This window comes from Mycobacterium sp. (assembly GCF_032159765.1).
Taxonomy (GTDB): domain Bacteria; phylum Actinomycetota; class Actinomycetes; order Mycobacteriales; family Mycobacteriaceae; genus Mycobacterium.
Window position 1 is genome coordinate 35,648 of record NZ_JAVHWM010000062.1, and the last position, 11,708, is coordinate 47,355.

Annotated in this window: 8 protein-coding genes and 1 pseudogene; 4 read left to right on the forward strand and 5 right to left on the reverse strand. The window is 67.2% G+C overall.

Going from position 1 to position 11,708, the window contains the following annotated elements:
* Window positions 1-8 precede the first annotated feature (8 nt).
* Window positions 9-1,133, forward strand: coding sequence for an acyltransferase family protein (locus QOH60_RS07630; protein ID WP_526418756.1), 1,125 nt, complete (start codon window positions 9-11; stop codon window positions 1,131-1,133).
* A gap of 908 nt (window positions 1,134-2,041) precedes the next feature.
* On the opposite strand, the pseudogene QOH60_RS07635 reads toward QOH60_RS07630, so the two are convergent.
* Together QOH60_RS07635 and QOH60_RS07640 are read right to left on the reverse strand one after the other, a co-directional pair.
* A pseudogene (locus QOH60_RS07635) lies at window positions 2,042-5,173 on the reverse strand (alpha-(1->3)-arabinofuranosyltransferase domain-containing protein); the annotation flags it as partial.
* A 124-nt stretch (window positions 5,174-5,297) separates the two neighbouring features.
* Complete coding sequence (locus QOH60_RS07640; RefSeq protein WP_526406229.1) at window positions 5,298-5,465, reverse strand: DUF2613 family protein; 168 nt, start codon at window positions 5,463-5,465, stop codon at window positions 5,298-5,300.
* Between the two features lie 175 nt (window positions 5,466-5,640).
* On the opposite strand from QOH60_RS07640, the gene QOH60_RS07645 reads away from it, so the two are divergent.
* Both QOH60_RS07645 and QOH60_RS07650 read left to right on the forward strand, forming a co-directional pair.
* Entirely contained in the window at window positions 5,641-6,873 is a 1,233-nt protein-coding gene (locus QOH60_RS07645) for a glycoside hydrolase family 3 N-terminal domain-containing protein (RefSeq protein ID WP_526418742.1), read from the forward strand.
* Between the two features lie 59 nt (window positions 6,874-6,932).
* On the forward strand, window positions 6,933-7,568 hold the full coding sequence (locus QOH60_RS07650; protein WP_526418744.1) for a TetR/AcrR family transcriptional regulator: 636 nt from the start codon (window positions 6,933-6,935) through the stop codon (window positions 7,566-7,568).
* Here the strand turns inward: QOH60_RS07650 and QOH60_RS07655 are convergent.
* Both QOH60_RS07655 and QOH60_RS07660 read right to left on the reverse strand, forming a co-directional pair.
* Window positions 7,543-8,400 (reverse strand): MaoC family dehydratase, encoded by an 858-nt coding sequence (locus tag QOH60_RS07655; RefSeq protein WP_526418746.1) that lies wholly within the window; start codon window positions 8,398-8,400, stop codon window positions 7,543-7,545. The two genes, QOH60_RS07650 and QOH60_RS07655, sit on opposite strands and share 26 nt — an antisense overlap.
* A 1-nt stretch (window position 8,401) precedes the next feature.
* Window positions 8,402-9,754, reverse strand: coding sequence for a 3-oxoacyl-ACP reductase (locus QOH60_RS07660; protein WP_526418748.1), 1,353 nt, complete (start codon window positions 9,752-9,754; stop codon window positions 8,402-8,404).
* Window positions 9,755-9,885: 131 nt separating this feature from the next.
* Here QOH60_RS07660 and QOH60_RS07665 point away from each other — a divergent pair, with 131 nt between their 5' ends.
* A complete protein-coding gene (locus QOH60_RS07665; RefSeq protein ID WP_526418750.1) occupies window positions 9,886-11,187 on the forward strand; it encodes an acetyl-CoA C-acetyltransferase in 1,302 nt (433 codons plus the stop codon).
* Window positions 11,188-11,606: 419 nt separating this feature from the next.
* Here the strand turns inward: QOH60_RS07665 and QOH60_RS07670 are convergent.
* A partial coding sequence (locus tag QOH60_RS07670) for a hypothetical protein (protein WP_526418758.1) occupies window positions 11,607-11,708 on the reverse strand: 102 nt, incomplete at its 5' end.

An 11,708-nucleotide genomic window follows, 5' to 3' on the forward strand; every position in this document is an offset into this window, starting at 1 on the left:
TGGAGGGCATGCGGGCTTGCGCCGCCGTCGGCGTGGTGATCACCCACGTTGCGTTCCAGACCGGACATTCCAGCGGATTGTGGGGCCGGGTGTTCGGCCGGTTCGACCTCGCCGTCGCGGTGTTCTTCGCGCTGTCCGGCTTCCTGCTGTGGCGCGGGCACGCCGCGGCGGTGCGGGGTTTACGGCACACCCCGCCGACCGGGCACTACCTGCGATCGCGAATCGTGCGGATCATGCCCGGCTACCTCGTCGCGGTGGTGGTGATTCTGACACTGCTCCCAGATGCCCAAACATCAAGCAGCACAGTGTGGTTGGCCAATCTGTCGCTTACCCAGATCTACGTTCCGCTGACGCTGACCGCTGGCCTGACCCAGATGTGGAGTCTGTCGGTCGAGGTAACCTTCTATCTAGCGCTACCGCTGCTGGCCCTGTTGGCGCGGAGACTTCCGGTGCGGGCACGGGTGCCGGCGATTGCTGCGCTGGGTGCGGCCAGCTGCTTGTGGGCGCTGGTTCCCATTCACACGCCGCAGTTCGTGAATCAACTGAACTGGCCGCCTGCGTTCTTCTCCTGGTTTGCCGCAGGCATGCTGCTCGCGGAGTGGACCGTCAGCCCGGTCGGCTGGATGCACCGGCTGGCGCGCCGCCGCGTGCTGATGGCAGTCGTCGCAGCCGCCGCGTTCGCCGTCGCGGCCTCGCCGCTCGCCGGACCGGAGGGACTGGTGCCCGGCACTGCCGGCCAGTTCATGGTCAAAGTCGCTTCGGGCGCAGTCGTCGCTGCGGCATTGGTGGCGCCGCTGGTACTCGACCGTGCGGACACGCCGCACCGGTTCCTGGGCAGCAGGCCGATGGTGACGCTGGGCCGTTGGTCCTACGGCCTGTTCGTCTGGCACTTGGCCGCGCTGACGATGGTGTTTCCCGTCATCGGCGAGTTCGCCTTCAGCGGGCACATGCCCGTGGTGCTGGTACTCACCGTCATTTTCGGGTTCGCGATCGCCGCGGTGAGCTATGCGCTGGTGGAGTCTCCGTGCCGAGTTGCGTTGCGGCGCTGGGAGTATCGCCGCAATGCGCCGCCGTTGGATAGTGCGGTCACTGACGCGGCGAGCGCGCCGATGGCGATCAGCGCCAGCAGCTGAACACCCCACGAATGGCCCCCATAGCCATCGACCGAACGCCACGGGTGCCGCGACAACACGGCCCCGGCCATGATGAAGGCCGTCGCGGTGGTGCCAACAGTGATGGCGTCGGCCCTGCGCGCAGACACCAGATAGCGCACGCCGAGGGCGGCGGCGAGCACCACGACGCCCACGAAACCGGAGATCAGCCAGCCCGACGCCAGTGCCGCGATGGCTCCCGCGATGGGCGGCACCCGCCATGGACGGGCCGGCGCGTCGTCGGCCCTGCGACGCGGTCGCGCCAGCGCCAGTAGCGCCAGCACAGGCAGCAGCGCCAGCCCCCAGCCCAGCCCGGCCCGGTACGGCGCATTGGACGGGAACGTCAGGGTGATGGTGCCTGCGGTTCCCGCGGGCACCACCCATCCTTGCTGCCATCCGTTGACGACGATCGGCGTCAGCCGGGTGCCGTTGGGGGACTGTGCAATCCATCCCGGGTTGACGCTTTCTGGGACGACGAGCACCCGCTCCGTCGGTGCCGGATCGGTGTGTATTTCGCGGCGGTCCGGCCCCCACGTGCCGACGCGTGCTGTTGTCGTCGGTGCGGAGGGTGACGAAATCGGCGAAGCGGCCGGGGCGGCAAGTTCGGCGCCTTCGACGACGAAGGCGTCTCCTGGGCTGATCAACAGCTCCTGCTTGCCCGCGGGCAACGCGATCGGTTCGCGTTGGCACGGCACCGCGTTGATCGGCTCGCCGGAAAGCAGAGCGCCGACCGTGGTGTGAATCGAGGTCGGCACGAACCGTCCGGCGATCGCGATCACCGGGCCCCGCCCGCAGTCGAGGTCGACGGAGCGGCTCCAGTTGCGGGTCGCATCAGCGGGAGCGATCGGCGTCCCGTCGGGCCCTAGCGCAGTGAGCTCAGCGATCCCGGGAGGCTTCAGTTGATCGAAACCCAATGCGGTGCGGTCGATTACGTCGTTCCATTCGAGCACGCTGACTTTCACGGTGTCGGTGACCATCGGTGCCAGGCGCAGGGTGCGGATGTCGCCGTCGGCGCCGGGTGCGATCGGGCGCACTTGGGGCCCGTTCCCGAGGTCGACTGCGACGAGCTCGGGGTGTGCGGGAAGTGACGACGTGCTGGGCGTCACTTGCAGCGCGGCCACTTCCGTCGGCCTCGGCAGCTTCAGCGTCACCGACGACGCGACGCGCTCACGCACGACCTTCTGCGGCGCGATCCACGCCGTCCGCGGATCGCCGTCGGCCGCGGCGAACGCCGAGCCCGCGACGTCGATCACGTCGGCGTCACCTGTCGCGCGCGCAGCACCAGGCTGCGCGACGAGGTCGGCCAGCTTCGGGCCCTGCCGCGCGCGCACCCACACCGTGGGCGTCACCGCGACGGGCGCAGGCACGGTCAGTGTGCGACTGAACGTCACCGCCTCCTCAGGCGCCAGCGCCAACGTCGCCGCGCAGCGCACCCTGCCGGGGCCGTCGGCACACCCCGCCCGCCCGAGCATCTCGGCGCCCAGATCCCAGCCGCCCACACTGGAACCTGCAGGCGGAGCCGGTACGTCGACGGTGTGGCGAAGCGTCACTGGATGGGCGAAGCCGTTGGCGTCGTACTGCGTGATCGCGAGGTCCGTGATCCCGAACTGCACGCCGGCTGACCCGTCGTCGGTGCCGGTGGCGGTCACCCTGACCCAGGATGTCTCGCCGTACGGCAGGGGCGCCGTGAGGGGTTTGCCCGGCTCGTCGAAGCGCAGCGTGGTCGTTCCGGTTGCGGTGGAGATCCGGAGCTTGCGTACTTGTGCGCCGACGGCCGTGGCGCTGGGCGTGATCGTGATCGCTGCGTTGGTGATCGGGTTGTCGAAGTCCACCTGCAGCCACTGTCCGATCGCGGTCTGCAACGCGTTGGTGACCCAGCTGGTCGCGGAATCGCCATCGATGGCGGCGGCGGGGTTGGTCGCTGGTGACACGTTGGGCAGCGCTGTCGCGTCGCCGGCAGAACTCGACGCCGTCAGCCTGCCGCCCGACCAGGCGCCGTTGACCGTTTCCGCGTCCGACGGATAGTCAGGCACCCGGTTGAAGGTGTGGCGCGTGTCGCCGGGTGCGCGGATCGACGACGAATGATCGTCGACGCGGCCGTAATCGGTCTCGCGGGCGAGCGGCGTGTCGGTGACGGTCACTATCGGCGAGGGCAGCCCGGCACGCTGCGCGTCGGTGGTGAGCAGTGCCGGGCCGATCGGCGGGTCGCCCCGCAGCCGGCGGCGCTCGTCAACGCGCAGCAGCGCCTCGGGGCTGCCAGCGATGCGGGGCATCCCGGCGGTGTCTGCGAAGTACGGAGCGCCGACGTTTCCGGCGCCCACCCGGTAGATCTGCACCGCGGGATACTGCGGCCGAAGGTCGCTGTCGGCCACGAAACCCGGCACGACGCCAGCCCCCACCGGATCGCCGAACTGCGCGACCGGCGTCAGCCCGGGTGAGTTGTCGATCGCGCGGTGCACGAGGATCGGCCGCGCCGACCGAGACCTGTCAGGATCCAGGTCGTTGCGCACCACGACATATGAAATCCCTTGCTGCGCAAGCATATCCGCGAGACCATCGGATGGCCTGCCCGCAGCCAGCAGCCGCTGAACCGCATCCAGCGCGCGGATCGTCGCCGGTGGCGTCAAAGGCACCGAATCGCGCACGCCCCATGGGCTGTTGCCGAGCACCTGCAGCGGCTCGTCGTGACTAGTGCCCCACACCTGCGTAGCGAACGGCGACCCCGGCACCACCAGCACTCGGCCAGGCGTCGGCCCAATCGCGTTGTGCTCGTCGAGCCAGTCCGCCGCGTCGTGCCAGTACCGGGGAATGGCGCTGAAGGTGCCGGGCGGCGTCAGCCTGCCGGTCCAGGCCAGTGATGTGCTGACCGCGAGCGCGACCAGCATGACGATCGCCACTGCGACACGCTTGTCGCGCTCGGGATGAGCGAACGCGTGCACCCACTCGCGGCGTGGCACCGCTCCGGGCAGCGGGATCCGTCCCAGCAGGTGCGCCACCCCGAGTATCAACGGCAGCCTGATCACCGGCTCGAGCTTGTGCACGTTGCGCAGCGGGGTGCCGGCCGCATCGAGGAACGCCTGTACGTCGTGCGCCAGCGGCGAGCCGAGCCCACCGGAGTAGCCGACCGCGAGCAGAACGACGCCGATGAGAAGCATGGTCACCAGGCGCCCGCGAGCCGGCATTGACCTCAGCGCCAGCCCCGCCAGCCCGCCCGCAGCAACCAGCGTGGTGGCCAGAATCGCCACGGCGCTGCTCACCAGGGACGATCCGGCGCTTGCCGTGGGGGCGACGAAGGGGGTCCAGCTGTCGGTGCCGCGCAGCACCTCCGTCAGCGATGTCCACTGGGTGGTGACGCCGGAGGACTCGATGAAGTCGAGGAACGGCGGACTGATCCGCCCGAGCAGCACCAGCGCGACGATCCACCACGCGGTCGCCAGGCCAATGCCGAGCAGCCACCACCCGGTGAACCGCCACCACCGCCGATTCGGCCGGTGACAGAGCCACCAGATGATCGCGGGTAGGCACCCTGTGAGCGTGGCGACGGCGTTCACGGCACCCATCAACGCCACCGCCACCGCCGACCGCGCGGCGAGCTGACGCATCGAGCGCGTGGGGTCGCGCAGCGCGACGATCACCGGCAACAGCACCCACGGCGCCAGCATCATCGGCAGCGTCTCCGACGAGATGGAACCGAGCGTCGTCAGCACCCTCGGGGACAGCACGAACGCGACCGCCGCGACCACGCGCGAGCTGGTGGTGCCGATTCCCAGTGCCTCGGCCACCCGGAGCACACCCCAGAAGCCGATGGTCAACAGCAGTGCCCACCAGAGCCGCTGCGTCACCCACCCGGGAAGGCCGAGAGTGTCACCCAGGACGAAAAATGCGCCGTGCGGGAAGAGGTAGCCGTAGGCCTGGTTCTGCGCCTGGCCGAACGGCAGCTCGCTGCTCCAGAGATTCGTGGCTCTGGCGAGAAAGCGCAGCGGATTTGCCGTGAGATCGAGTTTGGTGTCGGGCGAGATCATCCCGGGGGACTGGGCGAAAGCGAGCAGCAGCGCCGCGGAGGCCACCACGAGCAACCATCGTCGCGACAGGTGTGCGGCAGCGGACGGCGGCTCCTCTATTGCTTCTCGCGTGCGTGTCGGAACGCTAGTGTCGGTCGCCGTACTCGACCCGGTTGAGTAGCGCCGCGCCTTTATCGCTTTGCGGCGGCGGTTCCTGGTTGCCGATCGGGATCGTCGCACCCAGGACGGCGGTAGCGCCCAGAAGCAGGCCGATCACGATACTGGCAGCCGCGGCCAGTCCGAATCGTTTCATTGCGAAGGCTCCTAGCGAATGGACATGGGAGTTGCCGCCAACGTAGCAGACGACACGGTGCGAAACCCTCAAGGCGCGAACGCAAGGAGCACAAACAGGGACGCGGACGCGAGGAGCACAAGGACGCAGCCGCGTGCGTTCGGGTGAGCCAGGTGTCGTCTGTACTATCCGCCCCATGCCGTCCACGAGCGAAGGCCCGGCGCATCAGCAGCCGAAGGGATGGTTTCGGCGGAACGCGCCGGTTCTCCAGATCCTCCTGTCGGTCCTGCTCATCGCGGTAGTAGTGGGAGTTGGTGTGTTGTGGTTCCAGCACCGGCGATCCGGCTCTGAGGCGTCGGCGCAGAAGAGCAGCCAGTCCTCGGTTGCGCCCCTGCCCCCGCCGCCGCCTCCGGTCTGCGGAGACGACGCGGCGTTGATGAACATGCCGCTGGAGACCAAACTCGCTCAGCTGCTGATGGTCGGCGTGACGGGCGCCGAGGACACCCGCAACGTCGTGGCCAGGTATCACGTCGGCGGGATCTTCATCGGCAGCGGCACCGACAAGTCGATGTTGAAAGACCAGTCGCTTCTCCAGCAGCTGAGGACCGCCACGCCGCTCCCAGTCGGCGTCAGCGTCGACGAAGAGGGCGGCCGGGTGGACCGCCTTGCGAGCCTGATCAGCCCAGCACCGTCGGCGCGGTCGTTGGTGCAAACCCACATGCCGCTGGACCAGGTACGTGAAATGGCGAAGCAACGCGGCCTGGCGATGGCGAACCTCGGGATCACCGTCGACTTCGCGCCCGTCGCCGACACCAGCGACCAGGCCGACGACACCGTGATCGGCGACCGGTCGTTCAGCAACGACCCTCAGGTAGTGCGCGAATACGCGCTTGCGTATTCGCAGGGTTTGCGCGACGCCAACATCACCCCGGTGTTCAAGCACTTCCCCGGCCACGGTCATGCAAGTGGTGATTCGCACACCGGCTCTGTGACCACACCCCCGTTGGAAGTGTTGAAGCAGAGGGATCTCATCCCGTACCAGACGTTGCTCACCGAGCCGAAGGTCGCCGCCATGGTGGGCCACATGATCGTGCCCAACCTCACGGACGATCAACAGCAGGCCAGCCTGAGCAAGGCGGCTTACGACCTGCTGCGGTCGGGCGACTATGGCGGCCAGCCGTTCAACGGTGTGGTCTTCACCGACGACCTGTCGAGCATGAAGGCGATCACCGACATCTACACCGTTCCCCAAGCCGTGCTGAAGGCGCTTCAGGCCGGTGCCGACGTCGCGCTGTGGGTCACCACCGACGAAGTGCCTGCGGTTCTGGAAAGACTCAAGGCCGCGGTCCCCAACGAGCTGTCCATGGAACGCGTCGACGCCTCGCTGCGCCGGGTCGCTGCGATGAAGGGCCGTGGTCCGCAGTGCTGATCGGTCATCTGTTGCTTACTCTGGAGTAAGGTCAACGGCGGACGGCGTGAGGAATCATGATGGCGGGTGGCACCAAGCGGCTGCCGCGCGCCGTGCGTGAGCAGCAGATGCTCGACGCCGCGGTCGAGATGTTCTCCCGCAACGGTTACCACGAGACATCGATGGACGCGATTGCCGCAGAGGCCGAGATCTCCAAGCCGATGCTCTACCTGTACCACGGCTCCAAAGAAGAACTCTTTGGCGCGTGTCTGAATCGTGAGCTGGGCAGGTTCATCGAGGCGGTCCGCGACGGCATCGATCTCAAGCAGAGTCCGAAAGACCTCCTGCGCAGCACAATTCGCTCGTTTATGGAATACATCGACACCAACCGGGCGTCGTGGATCGTGCTGTACCAGCAGGCCACGAGTTCGCAGATGTACTCCCAGACAGTTCGCGACGGGCGCGAGCAGATCATCGCCATGGTGGCCAGGCTGCTGAGCGCCGGCACGCGAAACCCGGAGCCCGGCACTGACTTTCACATGATGGCCGTGGCTCTGGTGGGTGCCGGGGAGGCGATCGCGACGCGGGTGAGCACCGGGGAGGCCGACGTGAATGAGGCGGTCGACCTGTTGAACAACCTCACCTGGCGCGGACTGAGGGGACGCCCCGCAGACGAAGAAGCCGAGGCGACTACAGCGGCTTCACCGTCCCGGTGAGGTGCGGCTCGCCCTTCGAGTTGCGTAGCGCGAGTTTCCATCCGTCGCTGTCACGCTCGACGTAGAGATTCGCGTTCGCCGGCAGCACGACGGGTTTGCCGAACCGCACCGAATACTCCGCAGCGTCGGGGAACTGGCCTTCAATAGTGCGCAGAACGGCTGCGGCGGTGAACATTCCGTGCGCGATGACAGTGGGGAAGCCGAACAGCTTGGCTGCGATCGGGTTCGTGTGGATCGGGTTGTGGTCTCCGCCGACCGATGCGTAACGACGGATCTGGCCGGGGCTGATCCTCAGCACCCCGTTCGGTGGAGGCAGCTTCGGCTGCTTGACCGCAGGCGGCTTAGGTTCATCGGAGAGGCTGGTGCGCTGCTGGTGCAGAAAGGTCGTGACCTGGTGCCACGCATGGTCGGTGCCGACGTTGATATCCGTGATGACATCGACCAGCAGGCCCTTGCGGTGCTCCCGCATGTTCTCCGCGTGCACGCTGGCGTCAACGGTGTCGGTAACCGCAATCGGCCGGTACTGCGTGATGTGGTTCTCGATGTGCACCGAACCCATTGCCGCAAAAGGGAAGTCGAAGCCGGTGATAAGAGACATCACTACCGGGAACGTCAACGCGAACGGGTAAGTCAGCGGCACGTGGTCGCCGTAGCGCAGTCCGGTGACAGCTGCGTACTCCGCGACGTTCGACTTGTCGACTGCCAGCCCCTCGACCTTGAGTGTGCGGTCGGGCAGGTCGGATCCGCGAGGGATGAACGGCAACGCGCCTGCTGCGGCGCGCAGCAGGTTGCGCAGACCGCTGGGCAGCTCCGTCGTCTCGGTGGTGCCCATTTCATGCCCCCAGCATGGCTTGGCCGCACACCCGGATGACGTTGCCGGTCACCGCGTTCGACGCCGGGTTGGCGAAGTAGGCGATGGTTTCGGCGACGTCGACGGGCTGCCCGCCCTGGTAGAGCGAGTTCAGTCGCCTGCCGACCTCACGGGTGGCGAACGGGATCGCCTCGGTCATTTTGGTCTCGATGAAACCCGGGGCGACCGCGTTGATCGTGATGCCCTTCTCGTACAGCACAGGCGCCAGAGCCTGCGTGATGCCGATCATCCCGGCCTTCGACGTCGCGTAGTTGGTCTGGCCGCGATTGCCTGCGATTCCCGCCATCGACGAAAGACCAATCACACGCCCGCCCTCGCCGATCACGCCGGCGTCCACCAGTCCTTGTGTGAGCCGTTGAGGCGCAAGCAGATTCACCGCAATTACCGAGTTCCAACGGGAGTCGTCCATGTTGGCCAGCAGCTTGTCACGGGTGATGCCGGCGTTGTTGACCAGAATGTCGGCACGGCCGCCGTGGTGGTCGCGCAGGTGCTCGGTGAGCTTGTCGAGCGCGTCGTCGGCGGTGACGTCCAGCGTGAGCGCGGTGCCCCCCACCTTCGCCGCGGTCTCGGTCAGCGGGTCGGCCGCGGCCTCGACGTCCACGGCGACCACGCGGGCGCCGTCGCGCGCGAAGACCTGCGCGATCGTCGCGCCGATTCCGCGCGCGGCGCCCGTCACGATCGCGACCTTGCCGTCCAGTGGTTTGTCCCAGTCGGCGGGCGGGCTGGAGTCAGCGGCGCCGACGTAGAACACCTGACCGTCGACGTATGCGGACTTGGCCGACAAGATGAACCGCATCGTCGACTCGAGGCCCGTCGCGGCAGGCTTGGCATCGGGTGTGAGATAGACCAATTGGACCGTGGCACCGTGGCGCATCTCCTTGGCGAGCGACCGCGTGAACCCCTCCAGCGCCCGCTGGGCGATGTGCTCGTCGACGCTGCCTGTCTGATCGGGCGTGGTGCCGACGACCACGACCCTGGCGCAGTGGCCGACGTTGCGAAGCAGCGGTGCGAAGAATTCGTACAGCGCGGTCAGTCCGCCCGGCTCGGAGATGCCGGTGGCGTCGAACACGATCCCGCCGAACGAGTCGGCCCACCGGCCACCGATGTTGTTGCGGACCAGCTCGTAGTCCTCGGCCAGCGCGCTGCGCAGAGGTTCGACCACCCGGCCTTCGCCGCCGATGAGCAGTGAGCCGGACAACGGCGGCTCTTCGGCCCGGTAGCGGCGCAGCAACTCGGGCTGCGGGATACCCAGCTGCTTGGCCAGAAATGATCCGGGCATCGAGTTGGCGACCTGGGTGAGAAGATCGGTGGCCACGGAAGTCCCTTTCGTATGGGTCGGCTCGAACTTACTCGGCAGTAAGGTCGATGTTTACTATGGGGTATTAACTAGCACCGAGGTATTAACTAACACCGGTATTCATAGCCGTAGCGACAGGGGAGGCAAACGTGGCGAGCACAACTGCGGGCCGAAGAGTGGCCGTTCTGGGCGGCAACCGCATTCCGTTCGCGCGCTCCGACGGCGCCTATGCCGAGGCGTCGAACCAGGACATGTTCACCGCCGCGCTCGGCGGGCTCATCGACCGGTTCAACCTCGACGGTGAGCGGCTGGGCGCTGTGATCGGCGGTGCGGTGCTCAAGCACAGCCGCGACTTCAACCTCATGCGCGAGTGCGTGCTCGGCAGCGCGTTGTCGTCGTACACGCCGGCCTTCGACCTGCAGCAGGCCTGTGGAACCGGGCTGCAGGCGGCGATCGCCGCCGCTGACGGTATCGCCGCCGGCCGCTACGAGGTCGCAGCGGCCGGAGGTGTCGACACCGCATCCGACGCGCCGATCGGGCTCGGCGACAATCTGCGCCGGACGCTGCTTGGGATCCGTCGCGCCAAGTCGAACGTCGGCAGGCTCAAGCTGGTGGGCAAGCTGCCCGCGACCCTCGGCGTCGAGATCCCGGTCAACAGCGAGCCGCGCACCGGCCTGTCGATGGGCGAACATCAGGCGATCACCGCCAAGAAGATGGGCATCAAGCGGGTCGACCAGGACGAGCTCGCCGCCGCCAGCCACCGCAACATGAGCGCGGCCTATGACCGCGGCTTCTTCGACGATCTGGTCACGCCGTTTCTCGGCCTGTACCGCGACAACAACCTGCGTGCAGACTCGTCGGCGGAGAAGCTGGCCAAGCTAAAGCCCGTGTTCGGGGCCAAGGCCGGCGACGCGACGATGACCGCGGGCAACTCGACGCCGCTCACCGACGGCGCCTCGGTGGCGCTGCTGGCCACCGAGGAGTGGGCCAAGCAGCACTCCATCGACCCGCTGGCGTATTTCGTCGATGCGGAGACCGCGGCGGTCGACTACGTCAGCGGCGCCGACGGCCTGCTGATGGCGCCGACGTACGCGGTGCCCCGGCTACTTTCCCGCAACGGGCTGGCTCTGCGGGACTTCGACTTCTACGAAATTCACGAGGCCTTCGCGTCGGTGGTGCTGGCCCATCTGCAGGCGTGGGAGTCCGAGGAGTACTGCAAGGAACAACTCGGGCTGGACGCGGCTCTGGGCTCGATCGACAGGTCCAAACTCAACGTCAACGGCTCGTCGCTCGCGGCGGGGCATCCCTTCGCCGCGACCGGTGGGCGGATCGTCGCGCAGCTGGCCAAGCAACTGGCCGAGAAGCGCAACGAGACCGGCAAGCCCGTCCGCGGCCTGATCTCGATCTGCGCGGCCGGTGGTCAGGGCGTCGCAGCGATCCTGGAAGCCTGACAGCAGCCGCACACCACATTGCCGCGCGAACGTCGATTACCCGTCGAGTTCTCGGGCGTTTTCTCGCAGTAAGTCGACGTTCGTCGCGACGGAGAAAGTTGTGTAACGCGCCCGTCGATTAAGCCGATAACCGGATAGCCCCGTGTTGCCGTCTGACCCCCCGACCCGACGACAACACGGGGTACCTCTACTCATATAGACGTGAACCGCCGCTGGCAAGAGGGGGGCCAGCGGCGGTTCTCCTTCGTCCATCCGGGCCCAGGCCCACCTTCTATTCACCGGACGCGAGATTCACGGTATGCAGAGGAAGTTCGAGTGGACTCCTGCATAACGTGAATTTCGGCGAGCAGAAGGGGTCGCCGGCACCGTGACCACGCAAAAGCCCCCGACGAATCGGGGGCTTCAGCGTTTCGACGGGATCAGAAGGCCGCTTCGGACAGCTCCATCACGTCGTTGTCGATGTTCTCGATCACGGTGCGGGTGCTGGTCAGCAGCGGCAGCATGTTCTTCGCGAAGAACGA